Consider the following 21,699-nt stretch of genomic DNA (forward strand, 5'->3'; position numbering starts at 1 on the left):
CCACCGGCCAGCCGATCACCCGATCCCTGATCGCCTACGACCACTGATCGGCTTCGGACTTACTCGTCTAGGCGCCGGCCGACCCGCAGCCCCTGGTCGGCGAGGGAGTACGTCGCCTCGATCAGGTCCTCGGGCCGGACCAGAGCCGCCGGGACGATGCTGCGGACGATCGAGGTGACGCTGCGGACGACGCCGGCCACGACGTCCTCGCCCTGGCGCGCGGCCTCGGCCAGCTGACGACGCGCCTGCTCCTGCTGCTGACCGAGCAACTGCTCCAGCAGCTCGGACCGGGCGGCGGCGAGCATCTTCGCGACGCGCGCCTCCTCGCCGCCGTCCGACCCGTTCTCCACGAGTTGGCGCGCGACCTGTTGACGCACCTCCTGGGTGAGGTTCTCCTGCGCGCGTGCCAGGTCGTCGAGGTCAGCCGGTGCCGGAGCAGCCTGGGTGCCGTCGCCGTTCTGGGTACGGTCCTGCCCGCTGTCGCGGCGGTTCTTCGTGGCCGTGCTCTGCGCGGCCGACTCGTTGCTGGTGGAACTGGTCATCGGTGCCTCCTCCGGGGTGGGTCCGTGTCGGGACCCACCTAGCGTCCGGGCGGCAGATGAACCGAATGCAGGGTGACGGTGCCCGGCGCGCGAGCCGCCGCGGAACAGCTGCCGACAGACCTTCCCCCAGGCGGCACGCCCTCGCCACGCACGCGCCGCCGAGCCGGGCTGAACAGTCATGGTCGTGGCGCACCGGAGCACTGGCACCGACGGCGCGGAGAGCTCCCGTCACCTGGCCCGGCGAGGCGGACAGTACGTGAGGCGGCGGTGACGTCAGCGAAGCGCAGTCCCCGGGGGCGCCGCCCGCAACAGGCTCTGATCGTTGTAGACCCGCAGCCACGTGACCTGCCGTCGGCATCGGCGTCGATCCAGGCGACGGCCAGATCGTCAGCAGGTCCGATCCGCCCTGGTGGGGCGGTGCGCACCCTGGGCGGGGCGACGAACTCGTCCGGGTCGATGACTCGCTGCGCGCCGAGCTGCATGATGCTCTGACCGGCGGCACTGAGCAAGGCAGACGCCCGACTCGGGCAGCAGGCCGCACGCCGTGAGGAGCCCCTGAAGCCCGGCTACGGGAGGCATCCCTCGCCCACGCACTGTTCGGTTCGGCGCACCGCTGCCCGGAGCGCCGGTTCCCGTCGTTGGTGCGCGCGAGCGTTGGGGCTGTCCGGCCCGTGCCGGCGCAGCACGTCGGCAAGCCGTGCGTCGACCGCCATGACCTGTCCGCGGGGCTGGTCTGGTCGGGGTAGGTCAGGGCGTCGGCCAGCGGACCGCGGGCGTATCGGGCGGCCGCGAAGCCGTGCATCGGTCCGGTCAGGCCGCGCACCGCGGCGACGAACCGAGCGGCGGAGCGGTGGGCAACCAGCCCAGGAACCGGTGCCGGCCAGGCGCGCTCCTGCTGGTACCAGGCACCGTCGAGCGGATGGAAGCCGGAGCGCCCCAGCGGCTCGGCGTACCCGACGTCGTGCAGCCAGGCCGCCGCGACCAGGACCGGCCGGTCCAGCTCTGGTACCGCGCCCGCCGCGTCGGCGGCGCGGCGGGCGACGCCCTGGGTGTGTCGCCATCGCCGGCTGTCAGGCCCTCGAGGAGAGCCCGCGCCAGGTCGCAGGCTGCCTGGACGAGCGGATGGCCGGCGAGCTCATCATGCGGCCACGGCTGTCCGGGGTGCGGCGACCTCGGGAGGCTGCGCAACCCCGTGCTGGTGCCACCCCGCGCGGGCGTGCCGGTCACGACGAGGACGGCTGCACAGCCCGCTCCCGGATCCGGATCACGGGGACATCGGCGTCATGCGAACTGATGCCGGCGGGTCCCAAGGCGATGAGGCGAACCGCGGCTCGCCAGCCCGTGCCGTCGGTGCAGATACGCCACCCGTGCTGCACGCCGGGCCACCGTCGGCCGGCCGCTTCGACCTGGACATGCCACAGCGGGACGACGGGGCGTTCCACCAACCGCCGGCCATCGTTCACCCAGGTGACGGTAGGCACGTGAGGTGATCCACATGCACCCGGTTCCGACCTGTCTGTTCCGGGGCAGGTGCCCGTCCAGAACCCGCCCCCCGTCCTGAACGATGACGTCGTCCTCGACCTGCTTAGGGCTGCGGGTGATCGCCAGGCTGGCCGCGTCGACGATGCTTGACTGGGGGAGCACCAGCGCGTCCCAGCTGACGGTCTTCCCCGCCCTGCGCGACCGTGATCGAACGGGCGGGATCGCCAGCAGCCACAACGCGAAAGTCGCGGCCGAGCGGGCCGTTGCTCCACTCTCCCGAGGCCACAGGCTCCGAGTGCGACTCCAAGAACTTCTGCAGCTTTGTCGAGGGCGGCCGGCGAGTCGAATGTCGCGGGCAGGGAGGGGAGCTGCGCGAAGCGTCACGCCGGACGGGACAGCGGCCCAGAAGCTGGTTGGCGGCTCCGGCGAAGTGCTCGGAGCCGTGCCGGACGGCGCCTGTGGCGTCGCCGACGTCCCCCACCCCCGGCCTGTACGGCCGCGTTGGTGTACCGGTTGCTGTCCTGGGCCGGCCCAGCGAGCGGATCACCCGTGGTGATGTCAGTGAGGGCAGAGCACCGCGACGGTCCTGTCGTCCGCAGGGCAGGACTCCGACTCGGATAGTAATCGGCTCCTCACGCACGGTAGGAAAATACGACATGCGCCGTCTGAGCCTCGCTTCGTGAACGCTCCGGAGTTGCTTGGGCGCAAACCGGGGACCTTCAATGAGCCGATTGCTCATCTGGTGGCCCAGGCCCGGCGACCTCGGTAGCCCCGTAGGAGCAGCCATGCGTCCAGCGCGTGCGGATGGCCGACAGGTGTCCGACCCGGCGCCCGGATCCTCCGCCGGACCCCCCCGCGTGGTCACGAGCCGGGAGGGCCACCGCGAACCGGTGCCCCGGGCGACGTGCCCGAAGTGTCAACGGCTAGTGGCTGTCCGGCGGTCGAGCGAAGATCCGGTCCAGTTCGACTGCCCCCATGCGTGCCACCTGGCGCTGTCAGCCACGGCCCTGTCGTCGGCCTGGACGTCCATGGCCGCACCGGAGCACCGGGCACCGTTGCCCGACGCCGTCCGGGACCTGGGCTCCGAGACGCTCGTAATCGATGCCCGGGAGTTGGCACACCGACTGATCGGCGGCTTGGGCCGACGGTGGTCACACACCGAGGGGGTCGCCCGTCGGGCCGCGAGCGTCGCGGCCTCCGTTCCGGACGCAGACCGGTCGGTGCTGGTCGCCGCCGCCTGGCTGCACGACATCGGCTACGCCGAGCCGCTGAAGCGGTGCGCCTTCCATCCGCTCGACGGCGCCTTTTACTTGCAGGCTGCGGACTGGGGCGCCCCGGTGCCCGGTCTGGTGGCTCACCATTCGGGCGCCCGCTTCGTGGCCGCCGTCCGCGGGTTGGGCCACCTCATGAGGCATTTCGACGCGCTGGCGTACACCGTCGGGCCGCTGGCTGACGCGCTGGCCTACGCCGACCAGACCACCGGTCCCGACGGCCGGCCGATGGCCGTGGAGGACCGGTTCACCGACATGCTCACCCGGCACGGCCCGCACAGTCCGCAGGCTCAGGTGCACACAGCCCGCGCCCCGGCCATCCGCGCCGCCGTTCGCCGCACCGAACAACGACTGCGCGACGCCCGCACGGGCACCCACCCAAGCGGCCATGAGTGGAGCACTGTCTCCCCTTGACATCAGGGATCACCCGCACCGGCCCGGATCCAGGTTCATGAGGGACCGGCGGATGGCGCCACGAGTTTCGTCGGGAGCAGACATGCCGACGGTCACCGTGCAACGTGAGATCGAGACGAAGTACGCCGCCGACGAGCGCGAGAGCGCCAGCCTGCCCGTGCAGCGACTGCACCTTCGTCCCGGCATCGGACATCACCGGCTCGACCGACTGCAACGGGAGCACCTGGAACGGCTCTACGCAGCACTCGCCGACAAGGACTCAGCCCGGCTTCGATCCTGCGCGCCCACAGGGTGCTGTCCCGCGCACTACGGGTTGCCTCCCAGCGCGGCAAGGTCGCCAGGAACGTAGCCACCCTGGTCGACCCGCCTGCAGTGCGGCGTCCCCAGACCGCCCTTCCTCTCAGCGCCGCGGCGGCCAGGAGGGTCATGTCGGCCGCGCAGACGCGCCGGAACGCGGCGCGGTGGACGGTGGCGTTGGCAATGGGGCTCCGCCAGTCGGAGGCGCTGGGCTTGCGCTGGAGCGACGTCGACCTAGAGAAACGGCACGCTGAGCGTCCGACGAGGTCTGCACCGGGTAGCCCAGCAAGGTCTGGTGTACGAGGAACCCAAGGCAGACCGGAGCCGACGCACCCTGGCACTGCCGGCGCCCCTGGTGGAAGGACTGCGGGCGCACCGAGCCGCCCAGCTCGCGGAACGCGTCGTGGCCGGCCCGGTGTGGGAGGACCACGACCTGGTCTTCGCCCAGCCGAGCGGCCGACCGATCGACCGTAAGGCGGACTGGCGCGCCTGGAAGGCCCTGTTGAACGAAGCTGGGGTCCGCGAGGTCCGGCTGCACGACGGGCGACACACCGCGGCGACCCTGCTGCTGTCCGAGTGCGCGCACCCCCGGGTCGTCATGGAGGTGCTCGGCCACGCACAGATGCGCACCACGACGGACACCTACAGCCACGTCATGCCGGCCCTCGGCCGCGACGCCGCCGATCGGATGGGCAACGCCCTGTGGGACTGAGCCGGGCACCACATCTGCTCCAGTGGCCACCACGCTGGCACCAGAGACGACTCAGGCCGTCCTCCCGCAGGGAGGACGGCCTGGTCAACGGGGTGGAGCTGAGGGGACTCGAACCCCTGACCCCCACACTGCCAGTGTGGTGCGCTACCAGCTGCGCCACAGCCCCTTGGTGCCGGCCCGTCCGGTGTGTCCGAGCCGTAGAGAACGATACAGGCCTGCGGACGGCACCCGGTGAGGGGGGTCCCCACCGGCGCCGTGTCGCGACCGGCCTCGCGCCGGCGTCACCGGGCTCGCCCAGCAGCGCGAGCCCGGCGACGCCAGGGCGAGTCCGGTGGGTGAGGACGGCGGTCAGCCGGCGGACGGCGGCGGGGTGAGCTGGGCGACCCGGACGGAGTTGCCGAACGGGTCACGGAACCCGAAGTCGATGCCGTAGGGCTGCACGATCGGCTCCTCGGGCAGCTCCACGCCCCGCTCCTTGAGCTGGGCGTGGGTCTTGTGCGCGTCGTCGGTGCTGAAGAACAGGTGCCCGCCGCCGGCGCCCTTGCTCACCAGGTCGCGCACCTGGCCGGCGATCTCCGGGCTCACCGACGGCGGGGCGGGCAGCTCCAGCAGCACCGCGTGCCCCGGGTCGCCGGGCAGCACGACCGTGAGGAAGCGCATCGGCCCGAACTGCTGGTCGGTCTGCACCTGGAAGCCGAGCTTGCCGACGTAGAAGTCCAGCGCCTCGTCCTGGTCCAGCACGTACAGGGAGGTGATCGAGATCGAGTTCAACATGATCAGGACGCTAGGACCCGCCGCCGTCCCCGTGCTTCTCCGAAACTGCGCTGCTCGGCCGCAGCCACCGCATCCCGAAGCAACTGGGCACCGGAGCCAGCGGCCCGCGCCGGCGGTGCGCGCTCGGCGACTCCCCGACGATCTCGCGGAACACCCGGCTGAACGTGCCCAGACTCGAGAAGCCGACGCTCATGCAGACGTCGGTGACCGAGCGGTCGGTGCTGCGCAGGAGCCACATGGCCCGCTCCACCCGCCGGCGCTGCAGGTACCGGTTGGGCGTCTCGCCGAAGGTGGCCCGGAAGGTGCGGATGAAGTGCGCCTCGGAGACGTGCGCGACCCGGGCCAGGGTCGGGACGTCGAGCGGCTCGGCGTAGCGGCGGTCCATCGCGTCCCGCGCCCGCAGCATCCGCTGGTTGGAGTCCTCGCTCGCCCGGCTCATCGAGGCGGCCGCAGCACCAGGTGCGCCACACCGGCGTCGAGGTCGATGCGGCTGCGCGGCGGCGCGCCGTCGGTCTCGTCCTCCCGCATCAGCTCACTGGCCAGTCGTTGCTCGACGTCGACCGCCCGGCCCGGATCCAGGGCCGTGGAGAGGACGTCGGCCCCGGCCGCGGACAGCGCCGGCCGCCGCTCCCGGTGCAGCGGGCTGGCCCGGCGCAGGCCCGAGGCGACCCGCTCGACCACCGCCAGGACGACGAGCAGCACCGCCAGCCCCGGGGTCGTCAGCGCGAACAGCGTCCCCAGCCCCACGGCACCAGCATGGCACCCGCCCGCCGCACCGCAGGGGTCCTCGATCAGATGTCGGCACCCCGGGCGCGCAGCCACTTCACCGGGTCGACCCGCTTGCCGTTCATGCCGCCGGAGTGCACCTCGAAGTGCAGGTGCGGGCCGGTGGACTGGCCCCGGCTGCCGAGCAGCGCGATCTGGTCGCCGGCCTCGACGACGTCGCCGGCGTCGACCTGGATCTCCTCCATGTGGCCGTAGACGGTCACGTCGCCGCTGACCCCGAGGATGTAGACCGCCTGGCCGTAGCCGCTGGCCGATCCGGCGCGGAGCACGACGCCGTCCTCGACGGCGTACTCGGGTGTGAGCATCGGGGCGGCCAGGTCGATGCCCCAGTGCATGGTGCCCCAGCGCATGCAGAAGCAGGAGGTCAGCCGGGCGCCGTCGACGGGCACCACGACCTTGGGGCGGGCGGCCTCCGCGGCAGCGGCGGCGGCCGCCGCGGCCGCGTCCTCGGCGGCCTGGCGCTCGGCCCGCGCGGTGGCCACCTGCTCGAGGCGGGCGCGGGCCTCGACCTCGCTGATCGCCGCCTGCGGGGTGACCAGCTCCTCGTCGGACAGCGCGGCGTTGTGCGCGGCCAGCTCGGCGGCGAGGGTCGGCTCCTCCGCGGCGGTCGTGGCCAGCGCCTGGCTGCCGAGGAGGGCGATCACCCCGCCGACGACCAGGGCACAGAGCAGGGCGGCCGGACGGCGGCGGTTGAGGGTGCTGGAGACAGCGGTCCCGGTCGTGGTCCCGGCCTGCCTCGAGCCCATCCGCCTGCCCCTCGGATCGTGCCCGGCGCCCTCCGACCCCGGATCGGTCTGGCAGCCATTCGAACACCGAGTTGCAGACTTGTAATTTGCAGCGCGGCGTGTCCGTCAGAACACGCGGAGTGAGGCCCTCGTCACGATTCCACGCTGCCCCGCGGGACGACTCCCGCCCCACGGGTCACTGGGACGCGACGAGGGCCAGATCGTGGGCGATGTCCGCGCCGGTGTTCTCCGCGTCGAAGGCGACGTCGGCCTCCCCGTCGGTGCCGTAGAGGAGCAGCAGCGTCGAGTGGGTCTGCCCGCCGTCCACCGCCTGCGGCACGCCGGCGGCCAGCTGCGCCTGGTCGAGCTGCGCCTGCTCGCCGGTGAGCCCGACGAAGGAGGTGGGCAGGTCGCTGTCGAACCGGTCCAGGTACTCCGCCAGCACCTCGGGGGTGTCCCGGGCGGGGTCGGTGGTCACGAACACGACCGTGGTCTGCGCCGCGACCGCCGGGTCGACCTTGCGGAGGGCGACCGCGACGTCGGACATCGTGGTCGGGCAGACGTCGGGGCAGTTCGTGTAGCCGAAGAACAGCAGCGTGGGCCCCGCCCCCGTGGTCGCCTGGAAGTCGTACGGGGCACCCGCGGTGTCGGTGAGGGTGAACTGCGGCTTCTGGTACGGGTCCTGCAGGTGCAGTCCCTCGTAGGGGCCGCCGGTGTCCTCCACCGTCGCGGGGGCCTCGCCGCTGGAGTGGTCGTGCCCCTCGGCCGCCGCGGCGGCCGGGTCGTCGCCGCCACCGCACCCGGTCAGCAGCAGGCCGGCGGCCACGACGAGGGCGGGCAGGCCGCGTCGGGAGGTCACGAGGACACGGTACGTCGGCGCGCCCGCAGGCCGAGGACGAGACCGGTGAGCCCGGCCACCAGCCCGAGGACGGCGACCACCAGCGCGGTGACCGCCAGGCCGTTCCCGCCGTCGTCGGTGCCTGAGGCGGCGCCGGTCTCCGTGGTGCCGCCGTGCGCGTCGCTGGTGCCGCCGTCCGCCGAGGCCAGCGACAGCACCGCCGCCGGGTGCTCGGGCTCGCCCTGGCCCTCGATCGTGGGCTCGATCCAGGCCACCTCACTACCGTCGCTGTAACTCTGCACCACGTTGAAGGCCAGGCTCTCGGCGTCCGGGAACGGCCCGCCGGACAGGGCGAACTCCTGGAACTGCCCGGGCGCGACTCCACCGCCGTCCACGGCCCGGTACTCGACCACCGAGACGACCTCGTCGACCTCCCCGCCGGAGACCTCGATCGGCTCGGGCAGCTGGGCCCGGGTCAGCGTGACCGTCCAGCCGGGCACCGGCTGCGCCCGCACCGAGGTCAGCGGGGTGTCCGTGGGCAGCTGGATCCGCAGCCCGACGGTGCTGGCGGCGTCGCTCTCGTTGGGCACGCGGAAGGTGAGCTTCCCGTACCCCCCGGGCGCCGCGTCGGCCGAGGACACCGTCACGTGCGCGGAGGCGACGCCGGCCCCGGCGGCGAGCAGCCCGGCGAGCGCCGTGAGCGCGGCGAGCAACACGACGCCCAGGCGGCGCGCGGGGCGGGACGGGGTCAGAGGCAACGGATCTCCTCGGCTCTGAGTGCGCTCAGCGCACCGGGAAGGTGGTGCGGGCGGTCACGGCGGTGAACTCGTCCAGCCGGACGGTCACGGTCAGGGTCCAGTCGCCGGCGGTCGGCAGGGACGGGGAGGCGACGTACTGGCCGGGGCCGGCGGGGGCCAGCTCGAGCTCCAGCGGGCCGATCTCCTGCTCCGGCTCGGTCAGCGCGGCCGCGATCTGCTGCGGCTGGATGAGCGTGCCGGCGTCGTCGTGCAGGTGGAGGGTCACGGTGGTCGGCCCGACCCGGGCCGGGTCGAGCGAGATCTGCACGTTGCCGTTGCCCTCGGCGCTGCTGGCCGACTGCAGCGGCAGGGTCACCTCGACCGGCGTCGCGACGGCCGCCCGGGCCGGCGGGGTGCCGACCAGGGCGGCGGACACCATGAGGACGACGACGGCCCCCGCGAGCTCGACGAGCACCGAGCGGCGCAGCACGTCGACCGTGTCGGGGGGCTCGGCGTCGGCGCCCTCGGCGAAGGCCTGCGCGACGACCCGCCGGCGCGGACGGCGCCCGTCGCCCAGCCGCTGCTGCACCCAGTCGCGGCTGACCAGGGCGGCGACCAGCACGACCAGCACCACGGCGACCTTGGCCAGCAGCAGCCGGCCGTAGGCGGTCTGCCCGAGCGCGGTGAGCGACCCGACCTCGCGCACCGACTGCAGCACCCCGGTGACGACGAGCGCGGCGATCAGGCCGCCGGCCAGCCGCGACCACCGGGGCAGCGCGGCCGCCAGCTCCCCGGTCGGCGTGGCCCGGTGCAGCACCCCGGCCACGAGCACGACCAGCCCGCCGAGCCAGGCGCTCATCGCGGCCACGTGCACCGCGGTCACCGGAACGGCGAGGCCCGGCAGGGGCCCCGCCACCGGGTGCCCGACCGCGGCCACGGACACGACGAGGCCGGCCCCGAGCACGGCCGCCGTCCCCAGCACCGCCGGACCGGGCGCCCCGCCGTAGCGCCGGGCGCGGAGGAGGACCACCAGCGCCGCCGTCAGCACCACCCGGGCCAGCAGGGTGAGGCCGTAGGCCGAGTCCAGGGTCGCGCCGAGGAGTTGCGGATCGGCGACCGAGCCGAGCCCGCCGCCCGCCGCGTACGGCCCCTGGAGCAGGAAGGACAGCACCGCGCCGGCGGCGACGGCTCCCAGCCCGGCGGACACCAGGCGGCGCAGCCGCGGCAGCGCCCAGCCGGCCGGCCAGCTGGCGGCCAGCACGAGCGGGATCCCGAGGCCCAGCGTCAGGCCGAGGAAGCCCAGCCATCGGGCCGCGGGCAGCGCCGCGGCGACCCCGGCGTCGGTGGCGTCCCCGGTGTCCGCAGGATCGGCCGGCAGCAGCTCGCCGTCGCCGACCACGAAGGAGAAGGCACCCGAGATCGGGTGCGAGTCGGCGGAGACCACCCGGTAGGTGACGACGTAGCTCGCGTCGGGCAGCCCGTCGCGGAGCGGGACGTGCACCGTGCGATCGCGGACGTCGGCGTCGCCGGCGTCCACCCGCTCGCCGCCGGCCCCCAGCACCCGCGCGTAGCCGGCCCCGAGCGAGACCGGCTCGTCGAACTCGACGACGACCTCGGCCGGCGCCTCCTGCAGCCGTTCCCCGTCCGCCGGGGACGAGGAGATCACGGTGGCGTGCGCCGACGCCGGGGCCGCGGTGACGACGCCGGTCACGAGGAACGCCACCAGGAGCAGGACGGCGGGGACTCCCCGCCTCACCGGTCCGCCGTCCCCGGCGTGGACCGAGGGCCCCTGCTGACGCACTGCACGACGTACTGGTCGTCCGCCGAGCTCCTCCGGTTCCCGCGATGCCGGTCACAGACGGGCGTCCTCCGACACGGGGGTGGACAGCAGGTGAACGGGAGGAGCCCTATGCTCCCCAGGGTCGCCCGGAGCAACGGAGGACGACCACCGTCGTCCTCGTCACCCCCGGAGCACCACGTGGCCTTCCGCCTGACCCCCAGAGACTCGAGCTTCTACGACATGTTCACCGCCTCGGCGGAGAACCTGGTCGTGGCCACCGACGTCCTCAGCGAGTTCGTGCACGAGCACACCCGGCGGGAAGAGCTGGGCCGCCAACTGCGCGACCTGGAGCACACCGGCGACCAGGCGACCCACGCCATCTTCCGGCAGGTCAACTCCAGCTTCGTGACGCCGTTCGACCGCGAGGACATCTACAACCTCGCCAGCGACCTCGACGACGTCATGGACTGCATCGAGGCCGCCGCCGACCTGGTGGTGCTCACCGGTCTGGGCACGCTGCCGGCGGAGATGGGCCAGCAGGTCGCCCTGCTGCAGCGCTGCGCGCAGACCACCGCCGAGTCGATGCCCCGGCTGCGGTCGATGAAGGACCTCTCCGACTACTGGATCGAGGTCAACCGGCTGGAGAACGAGGCGGACAAGCTGTACCGCCGGCTGCTGTCCCGGCTGTACTCCGGTGAGTTCGACGCGCTGGAGATCCTGAAGCTCAAGGAGGTCGCCGACGAGCTGGAGGAGGCGGCTGACGCCTTCGAGCACGTGGCGAACGTGGTCGAGACCATCGCGGTCAAGGAGTCCTGACCCGCCGATGGACGGGTTCTTCCTCGCACTGGTCGTGATCGTCGTGGTCGCGCTGGCGTTCGACTACACCAACGGCTTCCACGACGCGGCCAACGCGATCGCCGTCGCCGTCTCCACCAAGGCGCTCACGCCGCGCGCGGCACTGGCGCTGGCCGCGGTGATGAACCTCGTCGGCGCCCTGATCTCCACCAAGGTCGCCAAGACCGTGGGTGAGGGCATCATCGACGCGCCCACGGGCAGCGAGGGCCTGCAACTGGTCTTCGCCGCGCTCATCGGCGCGATCGTGTGGAACCTCATCACCTGGTACTTCGGGCTGCCCTCGTCGTCGTCGCACGCGCTGATCGGCGGGCTCGTCGGCGCGGCGCTGGCGGCCGCCCACTCGGTCCAGTGGATGGGGATCCTGGACAAGGTGATCATCCCGATGGTCCTGTCGCCGCTGGTGGGCTTCGGCCTCGGCTACCTGTTCATGCTGCTGATCCTGTGGTCGTTCCGGAAGGCCAACGCGCACCGCGCGCACCGCGGCTTCCGCTACGCACAGATCGCCAGCTCCGCGACGATGGCCCTCGGCCACGGCATGCAGGACGCCCAGAAGACGATGGGCATCATCACCCTCGCCCTGGTGACCGCGGGTGAGATCGACACCTTCGAGGTCCCGCTGTGGGTGGTCCTGGCGGCCGCCCTGGCGATCAGCGCCGGCACCTACGCCGGCGGGTTCCGAATCATGCGTACGCTGGGACGGCGGGTCATCCAGCTGACGCCCGCCGGTGGCTTCGCCGCGCAGACCGTGGCCTCCGGCGTCATGGTCACCACCGCCACCGTCTTCGCGGTCCCGGTCTCCACCACGCACATCACGACCACCTCGATCATGGGCGTCGGCTCCACCCGCCGGCTCTCCGCGGTCCGCTGGGGCGTCGCGGGCAACATCGTCGTCGCCTGGATCGTCACCCTCCCCGCCGCCGGCCTGGTCGCCGCGGTGGCGTTCTTCGCCACCAACGCCATCGCCGGCTAGGGAGGAGGGCGTGCCGCCGTCCCCGGCCACGGCGCCCGGCCCGGTGGCCGGCGAGCCGGTCGCGCTGGGGACGGCGCCCGGGCGCTGGGTGCTGCTGTCGACGGTGCTCGCCTCGGCGATGGCCTTCCTCGACGCCACCGCGGTCACCCTCGCCCTGCCCGCGATCGGGACCGACCTCGGCGCCTCGCTGTCCGGGCTGCAGTGGACGGTGACCGGCTACACCCTCGCGCTGGCCGCGTTGATCCTGCTCGGCGGTGCGCTCGGCGACCGGTACGGCCGGCGGCGGGTCTTCGCGGTGGGCGTGGTCTGGTTCGCCCTCGCCTCTCTCGTCTGCGGAGTGGCCCAGAGCACCGGCCAGCTCGTCGCCGCCCGGGTGCTGCAGGGCGTCGGCGGAGCGCTGCTCACCCCGGGCAGCCTGGCGATCATCCAGGCCTCGTTCCGGCCGCAGGACCGCGCCCGGGCGATCGGGCTGTGGTCGGCGCTGAGCGGGGTCGCCGGCCTGATCGGCCCGTTCGTCGGCGGCTTCCTCGTCGACGCGGCGAGCTGGCGCTGGGTGTTCGGGATCAACGTGCCCCTCGCCGTCCTCACCCTGGCCGCCACCCGGCACGTGCCCGAGAGCCGGGACCCCACCCGGCACGGGCGCTTCGACGTCCCGGGCGCGGTGTGGGGCGCGCTGGCCCTGGGCGGCGCCACCCAGGCGCTGATCGCGGCCGGGGAGGGCCCCGCCCGGCCGCAGGTCTGGGCGCCCGGCGCGCTCGGCATCGTCGCGGCCGTGGCCTTCGTCGTCCAGGAGCGGCGGGCGCCTGAGCCGATGCTGCCGCCCGCCGTCTTCGCCGACCGGCAGTTCACCGGCGCCAACCTGAGCACCCTGGCCGTGTACGGGGCGATGGGTGGCTTCTCCTTCTTCCTGGCGCTCCAGTTGCAGACCGTGCTCGGCTACAGCGCCACCCTGGCCGGCGCGGCGACGCTGCCCTCGATCGTGCTGCTCACCGTGCTCTCGGCGCGGGCCGGCGCCCTCGCCCAGCGGATCGGGCCGCGGCGGCCGATGACCGTGGGGCCGCTCGTCGCGGGCGCCGGGCTGCTGTGGCTGTCCGTCGTCGGGGCGGGCAGCTCGTACTGGACCGACGTGCTGCCCGGGTCGGTGGTGTTCGGGCTGGGGATGGCGCTGCTGGTGGCCCCGCTGACCGCCACCGTGCTGGGCGCCGCCCCGGACCACCTCGTGGGCGTGGCGAGCGGGGTGAACAACGCCGTCGCCCGGGCCGCGAGCCTGCTGGCGGTCGCCGCGCTGCCGGTCCTGGTCGGCCTGTCCGGCGACGACTACGCGGACCCGTCCGCGTTCAGCGACGGCTACCGCTCAGCGATGTGGGCCTGCGCCGGCCTGATGGCCGTCGGTGGGGGGATTGCGTACGCGACCATCCGTGACGACGCGCTGGCCCGGTGAGCGGCCCCGGACGGAACCCCCTTGCCAACAAAGCTCACCGAGATGGTAGGAATGGCGCCGTGTCGACGACCGCAGCGTCCCGGGCAGCACTCCCGGGCGATCTCCTGGTGAGCCGACTGCACGTCGACCTGCTCCGGGTGAACACCGCGACCTGTCGCGGCAGTTGAGTTCCTGAACCGTCCAGCCACCCTCCACGGGCTGCTGCGCCACCTCGCGCGCCGGTCCCCCTCGATCCCGGAGTAGATCTGTGAAGACCCTCATCCTGCTGGCCCTCGTCGGGCTCGGCGCGCAGCTGGTGGACGGCAGCCTCGGTATGGCCTACGGCGTCACCTCGACCACCCTGCTGCTGGCCATCGGCACCAACCCCGCCGCGGCATCGGCAACGGTGCACCTGGCCGAGATCGGCACCACCCTGGCCTCCGGCCTCTCGCACTGGAAGTTCGGCAACGTCGACTGGAAGGTCGTCGCCAAGATCGGCGTGCCCGGCGCGGTCGGCGCCTTCGCCGGCGCGACGTTCCTCGCCAACCTGTCCACCGAGGTCGCCGCCCCGGTGATGTCGCTCATCCTGCTCGGGCTGGGCATCTACCTGCTGGTCCGGTTCACCCTCCGCGGCGTCGACCGGCGCCACCTCGGCAAGCCGATGCGCAAGCGCTTCCTCGGCCCGCTGGGCCTGGTCGCCGGCTTCGTCGACGCCACCGGCGGTGGCGGCTGGGGCCCGGTGGGTACCCCCGCCATCCTGGCCAGCGGCCGGATGGAGCCGCGCAAGGTGATCGGCTCCATCGACACCTCGGAGTTCCTCGTCGCGCTGGCCGCCAGCCTCGGGTTCCTGCTGGCGCTCGGCTCCCAGGGCGTCGACTTCGCCTGGGTTGTGGCGCTGCTGATCGGCGGCCTGATCGCGGCACCGCTCGCCGCCTGGCTGGTCCGGCACGTCCCGCCGCGGATGCTCGGCTCGCTGGTCGGCGGGGTCATCGTGCTCACCAACACCCGGACGTTGCTGCGCAGCGACTGGATCGACGCCCCGGACCCGGTGCGCTACTCCACGTACGCCGTGATCTACCTGATCTGGGCCGCCGCGGTGTTGCACTCCTTCCGCGAGTACCGCAAGGACCGCGTGCAGGAGTCGGCCGACGCGCTCGCCCTCGAGGCCGAGCGCCTCGCCGAGGCCGAGCGGCTCGCCGAGGCCGAGCGGCTCGCCGACCCGAACGCCGTCGCGCCGCTCGGGGACCAGGCCGGCAGCCTCACGGCCGGCCGGTCGCAGTCCCCGCAGAACTGAAGGAGGCCGAAGGCCCCGTCCGGCAGGTGCCGGACGGGGCCTTCGGTCGTTCAGCGGCGGGACGGGCGCGCCCGCACGTGCATCCGCTCCCCCTGCGGGCCGAACAGGACGAGCACCTCCGCCGGCTGGTCCCCGGTGTTGCCGAACCAGTGAGGCACGTGCGTGTCGAACTCCACCACCTCCCCCGGCGCGAGCACGAGGTCGTGGTCGCCCAGCAGCAGCCGCAGCCGGCCGGAGAGCACGTACATCCACTCGTAGCCCTCGTGCGACTTCTGCTCCGGCTCCGCCCGGTTGCCCGGCGGGATCAGCGCCCGGTAGGCCTGCAGCCCGCCCGGCCGGCGGGTCAGCGGCCACATCGTCATGCCGTTCCGTTCGATCGGCTTCGGGTGCAGCCTCGGGTCGTCGGGCACCGGCGCCCCGACCAGCTCGTCCAGCGGCACCCGGTGGGCCCGCGCCAGCGGCAGGAGCAGCTCCAGCGTCGGCTTGCGCTGCCCGGACTCCAGCCGGGACAGCGTGCTCACCGAGATGCCCGTCGTGGCCGACAGGTCGGCCAGGGTGGCACTCCGCTCCTGCCGCAGCGCGCGCAACCGCGGCCCCACCCCGTCGAGCACGCCGTCCAGGTCGTCGTCCATGCGCACAGTTTGCCGTTCCAGCAACGGAACTTGTCAAACGGACGGCTCCGGGTGCACCGTCGTCCTGCCGGGCCGGGCCCGGCGGACGAGGAGTGGACATGGACGGGATGTACGACGTGGTGGTGGTCGGCGGCGGCGCCGCGGGGCTGAGCGGGGCGCTGGCCCTCGCCCGCGCGCGCCGGTCGGTCCTGGTGGTGGACGGCGGTGAACCGCGCAACGCCCCGGCCGAGGAGATGCACAACTACCTGGGGCGGGACGACACCGCGCCGGGCGACCTGCTGGCGACCGGCCGGGCCGAGGTGGCCGGCTACGGCGGGGAGGTCGTGCGCGGCGACGTCGTGTCCGCGACCCGGGAGGACGACGGCGGCTTCCGCGCCACGCTGGCCGACGGGCGGTCGGTCCGGGCGCGCCGGCTGCTGGTCACCACCGGCCTGGTCGACGAGCTGCCCGACGTGCCGGGGCTGCGCGAGCGGTGGGGACACGACGTCCTGCACTGCCCCTACTGCCACGGCTGGGAGGTGCGGGACCGGTCGATCGGCGTCCTGTCGACCGGGCCGGGCGGCGTGCTCAAGGCGCTGCTGTGGCGGCAGTGGAGCGCCGACGTGACCCTCTTCCTGCACACCGGCCCGGAGCCGAGCGACGACGAGCGGGCGCAGCTGGCCGCCCGCGGCATCGCGGTGGTGACCGACGAGGTGGCCGCGGTGGAGGCCGACGGCGACCGGCTCACCGGCGTCCGGCTCGCCTCGGGCCGACTGGTGCCGCGCGACGCGCTGGTGGTCGCGCCGGTCTTCACCGCCCGGTCGGGGGTGCTGACCTCGCTCGGCCTGGCCGCGGAGGACGTGGCGGCGCCCGACGGGCACGTCGTCGGCAGCGCCGTGTCCGCCGGGCCGGCCGGCGCGACCGCCGTCCCCGGGGTGTGGGTGGCCGGCAACGTCACCGACCTGATGGCGCAGGTGATCACCGCCGCGGCGGCCGGTCTGCAGGCCGGTGGCGCGATCAACGCCGACCTGCTGTTCGAGGACGTCCGGCGGGCCGTGGCGGCACGGCAGGCGTCCGCTCCCCCGGCCGGGCCGGAGCTGACGCTGGCCGACCCGGCCCAGCGGAACTGAGGAGGACCGGTGCAGGAACACCAGCACGACCACCAGCACGACCTGGCGTCGACCGGCCACGACCACGCGTCCTGGGAGGAGCGCTACGGCTCCGCGACGGCGCTGTGGAGCGGCCGGGTGAACCCGTCGCTGGCCGCCGAGGCGGCCGACCTGACCCCGGGCCGCGCACTGGACGTCGGCTGCGGCGAGGGCGCCGACGTCCTCTGGCTGGCCGGCCGCGGCTGGCAGGTGACCGGCCTGGACTGGTCGGAGGTGGCCCTGGCCCGCGCCGCGGAGCACGCGGCCGCCGCCGGGCTCAGCGACCGGGTCGAGTGGGTGCGCGGGGACGTCGAGACCTGGGAGCCCCCCGCGGACGCGTACGACCTGGTCACCGCGCACTACCTGCACCCGACGGCGGAACAGCGGAGCGTCCTGCTCCCGCGGCTCGCGGCGGCCGTCGTCCCGGGCGGGACGCTGCTGTGGGTCGGCCACTCGTTCGACGAGGTCCGCGCCGCCACCTGGGGCGTGAGCCGGTTCACCCCCGCCGCCGAGGTCGCCGCCGACCTCGACCCGCGGGAGTGGGAGGTCCTGGTGGCCACGGCGCGGCCGCGACCGGCCGCGGAGCCCGGCCATCCCGACGCCGACGAGGTCGTGCGGGCCCGCCGCCGCTGATCAGCGGCCGGCCAGCAGCCGCGACTCGAGGTCGGCGGGCACGCCTGCATCCACGCCCAGGTGTCGGCGACCGAGTCGCGCACCGGGCGGGAGGGCAGGCCGAGCTCGCGGGCCCGGGTGGTGTCGACGTCCCAGGCGGTGCGCGCCGTCTCCGCCGGCAGCCACAGCGGCAGGTGTGCCCACGGCTCCACCCCGGCGGCGAGCAGGTCGGCGTCCGGCACCGGGACCCACTCCGCGTCGCTGCCGGTGACCTCGCGGCAGGTGTCCAGCAGCCCGCCCAGGGTCGTCATGCCCGCCGGCCCGGTCGCGTTGACCGCGCCGCCGACCCCGCGTTCGGCCATCGCGACCAGCCAGCCGGCGAGGTCCCGGGCGTCGACCAGGGCGCGGCCCGGCTGCAGGGTCCCGCGCCGAGCCTGCGAGGCGTGGGGGGCAGTCGGGGTCCTTCTACCACCAGCCGAGCCGGTACAGCGGGTCGTGCGGCCCGACGATCAGCCCGGCCCGGGCGGTCAGGAACCGCTCCCCCACCGAGGCGGCCAGCACCCGCTCGGCGTGCGCCTTGTTCGGGCCGTAGGGGTCCTCGTCGGTGTCCCAGGTCGGGGCGTCCTCCCCGCGGAGCGGCCCGGGCGGCCAGTTCCGGTAGACGTTGAGGCTGCCGGCCCTCGTGCAGGGTCCCGGCGCGAGCTTGCGAGGGCCGGGGGGCACGGGGGTCCTTCTACTGGCAGGAGGTGTCGATGACGAGTTCCGGTGCCCACCCGGCCAGCGCGGCCGGCAGCGCCGCGGGGTCGTCGCGGTCCCCGCGCAGGGCCCGGACGCCGTCCGCCGGGCCGCCCGAGACGCCGCGGGTGAAGCTGGCGACCTCGTGGCCGCGCTCGAGCGCCGCGGTCACGACGTGCCGGCCGAGGAAGTGCGTGCCGCCGAGCACGAGGAGTCTCATGGCGCCGGCCCAGCGCATACCGCAGCGGGCCGTCCAGGCGGTTCGCCGACGGCGTACCGGTGCCTACGGTGACCGGGTGGCGCTGCTCGGACCCGACGACCGGCTCCCGCACCGGCCGGCCCGGGTACTCGTCGCCGGTGCCTCCGGAGCGGGGAAGACGACGCTAGCCGCACGGATCGGCGACCGGCTCGGCATCCCGCACGTCGAGATCGACGCCCTCTTCCACGGGCCGGGGTGGACCCCGCGCCGGGAGTTCGTGGACGACGTGCGCCGGCTCTGCGCCGGCGACGCCTGGGTGACCGAGTGGCAGTACGAGCGGGTGCGGCACCTGCTCGCGATGCGCGCGGACCTGCTGGTCTGGCTGGACCTCAGCCGCGCGCGGGTGACGTGGCAGGTGACCTCCCGGACCGTGCGCCGGCGGGTGCGGCGGGAGCGCCTGTGGAACGGCAACGTCGAGCCGCCGCTGTGGACCGTGGTCACCGATCCGCAGCACATCGTGCGGTGGGCCTGGAGCCACCACCCGCTGATGGCGCCCCGGGTGGCCGCGGTCCGGGAGGAGCGGCCGGAGCTCGTCGTGATCCGGCTGCCGGACCGGCACGCGGTCGACCGGTGGGTGGCCGGTCCCCTCGCCGAGGCCGCCCGCCGACCGCCGGGGTGACCGGCGCCCCGCCGGCGCTCAGCCGGCGCGGACGCCGGCCAGCGGGGCGACCTCGGGACGCGGACGGGAGCCGGCCACCGCCAGCGCCCGCTGCGGGCTGGCGCTGGGCGACACCTCGCGCAGGCTGGCGAAGCGCAGCGCGCGCACCCCGGTCAGCGCGTCGGCCTCCGGCGGCACCACGAGCAGGTCGATCCGGCGGTCGTCGTCGACGGTCAGCGAGACGAGCTGGGGGTCCATGCTGCGGAAGCCGCCGGTGCGCACGGTCCGGCCGGCCACGGCCACCTTGCGGGGCGGCGCCTCGTCCCAGGCGTCCACCGCGTAGGTGAACCGGTCGACCCGGACGCCGAGCGTCGCGAGGGCCGCCACCAGCTCGGGCAGCTCGACGGCCAGCAGCCGGCTGCGCGGCCACCAGGCACCGTCGAAGGCGACGTCCGCCGAGGCCCCCTCGCGGCGCAGCCGCACCCGCACGTCGATCCCGTTGCGGAAACCCGCCGCCCGTTCCATCGCCATGGCCTGCCCGACCCTTCTGTGCCGTCCCCCAGGCGGTGCGCGGCCTTCCCCTGCCGCGCACACCACTCGCGCCCGGAAGTTAAGCCGGGCTCTCCGCCACCCCGCGATGACACTCGGGAGGCCGCGGAACGTGTCGGGATGCGTCGGCCCGTCGTCACGGTGGGTGGTCGACTGGCGACAGTGGCCACAGGCGCACCGCCCGTTCCGGCAGCTCCTGCGCCCCCGCCGTCCACCGACACGCCGCCGGACGACGACGCCGCCGCCCCGGGGGGACGACGGCGTTCGCGACGTTCCGCTGCAGGGCCCCGGCGCGAGCGTGCGCGCGTCGAGGGGCAGCGGGGTCCGTCAGGGCTTGGGCTTCCGGTTCTTCGCGCGGCCGCGGATGGTCTGGTCGAGCTCGACCTTGCGCACCCGGACGGCGCCGGGGGTGACCTCCACGCACTCGTCCTCGGCACAGAACTCCAGCGCCTGCTCGAGGTTGAGGATGCGCGGCGGGATCAGGCGCTCCAGCTCCTCGGAGGTGGACTTGCGCATGTTGGTGAGCTTCTTCTCCTTGGTGATGTTCACGTCCATGTCGTCCGGACGGGAGTTCTCACCGACGATCATGCCCTCGTAGACCTCGGTGCCCGGCTCCACCATCAGCTGGCCGCGCTCCTGCAGGGAGAACATCGAGTACGTCGTCGCCGCACCCGAGCGGTCGGCGACCAGCGAACCGGTCGGCCGCGCGCGCATGTCGCCCAGCCACGGCTCGTAGCCCTCGAGGTTGTGGTTGAGGATGCCGGTGCCCCGGGTCTCGGTGAGGAACTCGGTGCGGAACCCGATCAGGCCGCGCGAGGGGACGATGTACTCCATTCGCGCCCAGCCGGTGTCGTGGTGCACCAGGTTCTCCAGCCGTCCACGGCGGGTGGCGAGTGCCTGGGTCAGGGTGCCGACGTAGTCGCCGGGCACGTCGATGGTGACCCGCTCGACCGGCTCGTGCAGCTTGCCGTCGATCTCCTTGGTGACCACCTGCGGGCGGCCGACGGTCAGCTCGAACTCCTCGCGGCGCAGCTGCTCCACCAGGATGGCCAGCGCCAGCTCGCCGCGGCCCTGCATCTCCCAGGTGTCGGGGCGCTCGGTGGGCAGCATGCGCACCGAGACGTTGCCGACCAGCTCCTGGTCGAGCCGGTTCTTGATCAGCCGTGCGGTGAGCTTCTTGCCCGACCTGCCCGAGATCGGCGACGTGTTGATCCCGATGGTGATCGAGATGGACGGCTCGTCGACGGTCAGCGGCGGCAGCGGACGCGGGTCGTTCGGGTCGGCGAGGGTGTCGCCGATCATGATGTCCTCGATGCCGGCGATGGCGACCAGGTCGCCGGGGCCGGCGCTGTCGGCCGAGGTCCGGTCGAGGCCCTCGGTCATCAGCAGCTCGGTGATCTTGACCCGCTGGATGGTGCCGTCGGTCTTGCACCAGGCGACCTGCTGGCCGCGCTTCATCTCGCCGGAGTGGATGCGCAGCAGTGCCAGCCGGCCGAGGAACGGCGAGGCGTCGAGGTTGGTGACCTGGGCGCGCAGCGGCTCCTCGGCGTCGTACGTCGGCGCCGGGATGGTGTCCAGCAGCGTCTGGACCAGCGGCTGCAGGTCCGGGCTGTCCGGGCTGGTGCCGTCGGCGGGCCGGTTCAGCGAGGCCTGGCCGGTCTTGCCCTGCACGTAGACGATCGGGAACTCCAGCGCGTCGACGTCCATGCCGGAGTCCTCGAGCAGCTCCATGAACAGCTCGTAGGTCTCGTCGACGACCTCGGCGATGCGGGCGTCGGAGCGGTCGGTCTTGTTGACCGCGAGGATGACCGGCATCCCCTTGCCGAGCGCCTTGCGCAGCACGAACCGGGTCTGCGGCAGCGGGCCCTCGGAGGCGTCGACGAGCAGCACGACGCCGTCCACCATCGACAGGCCGCGCTCGACCTCGCCACCGAAGTCGGCGTGGCCGGGTGTGTCGACGATGTTGACGACGACCGGGTCGCCCGCGGAGTCGGCGAGCCGGATGGCGGTGTTCTTGGCGAGGATGGTGATCCCACGCTCACGCTCGAGGTCCATCGAGTCCATGACCCGGTCCTGCGTCGAGTCGTTGTCGGTGCCCTCGCCCTTGGCCCGGTGCAGCGCGCCGGACTGACGGAGGAGCGCATCGACCAGGGTCGTCTTGCCGTGGTCGACGTGGGCGATGATCGCCACGTTGCGCAGGTCGTTACGGGTGGGCATGCGGAAAGGCACCTCAGAAGTTCGCGTGGGGTCGGCGCGCTTCAGCGCACGTCGGTGGCAACGACCCTGCGGG

General features: G+C 73.8%; 22 protein-coding genes and 1 tRNA gene. 9 read left to right on the forward strand and 14 right to left on the reverse strand.

Annotated features, from left to right (window positions below):
• Positions 1–59: 59 nt before the first annotated feature.
• Positions 60–542, reverse strand: coding sequence for a hypothetical protein (locus HK417_RS19620; protein WP_222269894.1), 483 nt, complete (start codon positions 540–542; stop codon positions 60–62).
• 2,510 nt (positions 543–3,052) lie between these two features.
• Here HK417_RS19620 and HK417_RS19625 point away from each other — a divergent pair.
• Both HK417_RS19625 and HK417_RS19630 read left to right on the forward strand, forming a co-directional pair.
• Positions 3,053–3,709, forward strand: coding sequence for an HD domain-containing protein (locus tag HK417_RS19625; RefSeq protein ID WP_222269903.1), 657 nt, complete (start codon positions 3,053–3,055; stop codon positions 3,707–3,709).
• A 592-nt stretch (positions 3,710–4,301) separates the two neighbouring features.
• Positions 4,302–4,718 (forward strand): tyrosine-type recombinase/integrase, encoded by a 417-nt coding sequence (locus HK417_RS19630; protein ID WP_222269905.1) that lies wholly within the window; start codon positions 4,302–4,304, stop codon positions 4,716–4,718.
• Between the two features lie 93 nt (positions 4,719–4,811).
• Here HK417_RS19630 and HK417_RS19635 read toward each other — a convergent pair.
• The 8 genes from HK417_RS19635 to HK417_RS19670 form a co-directional block, all read right to left on the reverse strand.
• Positions 4,812–4,884 (reverse strand) — tRNA-Ala (locus HK417_RS19635).
• Between the two features lie 182 nt (positions 4,885–5,066).
• Positions 5,067–5,492 (reverse strand): VOC family protein, encoded by a 426-nt coding sequence (locus tag HK417_RS19640; RefSeq protein ID WP_222269914.1) that lies wholly within the window; start codon positions 5,490–5,492, stop codon positions 5,067–5,069.
• Between the two features lie 10 nt (positions 5,493–5,502).
• A complete protein-coding gene (locus HK417_RS19645; RefSeq protein ID WP_222269923.1) occupies positions 5,503–5,931 on the reverse strand; it encodes a helix-turn-helix domain-containing protein in 429 nt (142 codons plus the stop codon).
• The gene (locus HK417_RS19650; protein WP_222269931.1) at positions 5,928–6,239 is read right to left on the reverse strand and encodes a DUF6191 domain-containing protein; all 312 of its coding nucleotides are present in this window, start codon (positions 6,237–6,239) and stop codon (positions 5,928–5,930) included. Before HK417_RS19650 ends, HK417_RS19645 begins: the two co-directional genes overlap by 4 nt.
• A gap of 44 nt (positions 6,240–6,283) precedes the next feature.
• Complete coding sequence (locus HK417_RS19655) at positions 6,284–7,024, reverse strand: M23 family metallopeptidase (protein ID WP_222269933.1); 741 nt, start codon at positions 7,022–7,024, stop codon at positions 6,284–6,286.
• A 175-nt stretch (positions 7,025–7,199) separates the two neighbouring features.
• The gene (locus HK417_RS19660) at positions 7,200–7,862 is read right to left on the reverse strand and encodes an SCO family protein (RefSeq protein ID WP_222269935.1); all 663 of its coding nucleotides are present in this window, start codon (positions 7,860–7,862) and stop codon (positions 7,200–7,202) included.
• Positions 7,859–8,599 carry a YcnI family copper-binding membrane protein gene (locus HK417_RS19665; RefSeq protein WP_261327359.1) on the reverse strand — a complete coding sequence of 247 codons (741 nt, stop codon included), beginning with the start codon at positions 8,597–8,599 and terminating at the stop codon, positions 7,859–7,861. The genes HK417_RS19660 and HK417_RS19665 overlap by 4 nt, the downstream gene beginning before the upstream one ends.
• Before the next feature lie 25 nt (positions 8,600–8,624).
• On the reverse strand, positions 8,625–10,334 hold the full coding sequence (locus HK417_RS19670) for a copper resistance CopC/CopD family protein (RefSeq protein ID WP_222269951.1): 1,710 nt from the start codon (positions 10,332–10,334) through the stop codon (positions 8,625–8,627).
• Between the two features lie 222 nt (positions 10,335–10,556).
• On the opposite strand from HK417_RS19670, the gene HK417_RS19675 reads away from it, so the two are divergent.
• The 4 genes from HK417_RS19675 (at position 10,557) to HK417_RS19690 (ending at position 14,897) form a co-directional block, all read left to right on the forward strand.
• Positions 10,557–11,174, forward strand: coding sequence for a DUF47 domain-containing protein (locus HK417_RS19675; protein ID WP_222269953.1), 618 nt, complete (start codon positions 10,557–10,559; stop codon positions 11,172–11,174).
• Positions 11,175–11,181: 7 nt separating this feature from the next.
• Positions 11,182–12,183: an inorganic phosphate transporter gene (locus HK417_RS19680; RefSeq protein ID WP_222269955.1), complete on the forward strand. Its 1,002-nt coding sequence runs from the start codon at positions 11,182–11,184 to the stop codon at positions 12,181–12,183.
• 10 nt (positions 12,184–12,193) lie between these two features.
• Entirely contained in the window at positions 12,194–13,624 is a 1,431-nt protein-coding gene (locus HK417_RS19685; RefSeq protein WP_308123714.1) for an MFS transporter, read from the forward strand.
• A 247-nt stretch (positions 13,625–13,871) separates the two neighbouring features.
• Positions 13,872–14,897, forward strand: coding sequence for a sulfite exporter TauE/SafE family protein (locus HK417_RS19690; protein ID WP_222269956.1), 1,026 nt, complete (start codon positions 13,872–13,874; stop codon positions 14,895–14,897).
• 50 nt (positions 14,898–14,947) lie between these two features.
• On the opposite strand, the gene HK417_RS19695 is transcribed toward HK417_RS19690, so the two are convergent.
• Positions 14,948–15,529 carry a helix-turn-helix domain-containing protein gene (locus HK417_RS19695; protein ID WP_222269966.1) on the reverse strand — a complete coding sequence of 194 codons (582 nt, stop codon included), beginning with the start codon at positions 15,527–15,529 and terminating at the stop codon, positions 14,948–14,950.
• Between the two features lie 98 nt (positions 15,530–15,627).
• On the opposite strand from HK417_RS19695, the gene HK417_RS19700 reads away from it, so the two are divergent.
• Both HK417_RS19700 and HK417_RS19705 read left to right on the forward strand, forming a co-directional pair.
• Positions 15,628–16,638: an NAD(P)/FAD-dependent oxidoreductase gene (locus HK417_RS19700; RefSeq protein ID WP_222269968.1), complete on the forward strand. Its 1,011-nt coding sequence runs from the start codon at positions 15,628–15,630 to the stop codon at positions 16,636–16,638.
• Between the two features lie 9 nt (positions 16,639–16,647).
• The gene (locus HK417_RS19705; protein WP_308123715.1) at positions 16,648–17,289 is read left to right on the forward strand and encodes a class I SAM-dependent methyltransferase; all 642 of its coding nucleotides are present in this window, start codon (positions 16,648–16,650) and stop codon (positions 17,287–17,289) included.
• Positions 17,290–17,733: 444 nt separating this feature from the next.
• Here the strand turns inward: HK417_RS19705 and HK417_RS19710 are convergent, their stop codons facing one another.
• Together HK417_RS19710 and HK417_RS19715 are read right to left on the reverse strand one after the other, a co-directional pair.
• The gene (locus HK417_RS19710; protein WP_222269970.1) at positions 17,734–17,991 is read right to left on the reverse strand and encodes a hypothetical protein; all 258 of its coding nucleotides are present in this window, start codon (positions 17,989–17,991) and stop codon (positions 17,734–17,736) included.
• 10 nt (positions 17,992–18,001) lie between these two features.
• Positions 18,002–18,223 (reverse strand): NAD-dependent epimerase/dehydratase family protein, encoded by a 222-nt coding sequence (locus HK417_RS19715; protein ID WP_222269972.1) that lies wholly within the window; start codon positions 18,221–18,223, stop codon positions 18,002–18,004.
• Between HK417_RS19715 and HK417_RS19720 the strand changes: the two genes are divergently transcribed.
• Positions 18,222–18,881, forward strand: coding sequence for a hypothetical protein (locus tag HK417_RS19720; RefSeq protein ID WP_222269974.1), 660 nt, complete (start codon positions 18,222–18,224; stop codon positions 18,879–18,881). The two genes, HK417_RS19715 and HK417_RS19720, sit on opposite strands and share 2 nt — an antisense overlap.
• Positions 18,882–18,899: 18 nt before the next feature.
• Here the strand turns inward: HK417_RS19720 and HK417_RS19725 are convergent, their stop codons facing one another.
• Both HK417_RS19725 and typA read right to left on the reverse strand, forming a co-directional pair.
• Complete coding sequence (locus tag HK417_RS19725) at positions 18,900–19,391, reverse strand: DUF5994 family protein (RefSeq protein WP_222269976.1); 492 nt, start codon at positions 19,389–19,391, stop codon at positions 18,900–18,902.
• Positions 19,392–19,736: 345 nt separating this feature from the next.
• Positions 19,737–21,626: a translational GTPase TypA gene (gene typA, locus HK417_RS19730; RefSeq protein WP_222269978.1), complete on the reverse strand. Its 1,890-nt coding sequence runs from the start codon at positions 21,624–21,626 to the stop codon at positions 19,737–19,739.
• Positions 21,627–21,699: the final 73 nt, after the last annotated feature.

It is taken from the genome of Modestobacter marinus (assembly GCF_019799945.1).
Taxonomy (GTDB): Bacteria; Actinomycetota; Actinomycetes; order Mycobacteriales; family Geodermatophilaceae; genus Modestobacter; species Modestobacter marinus_B.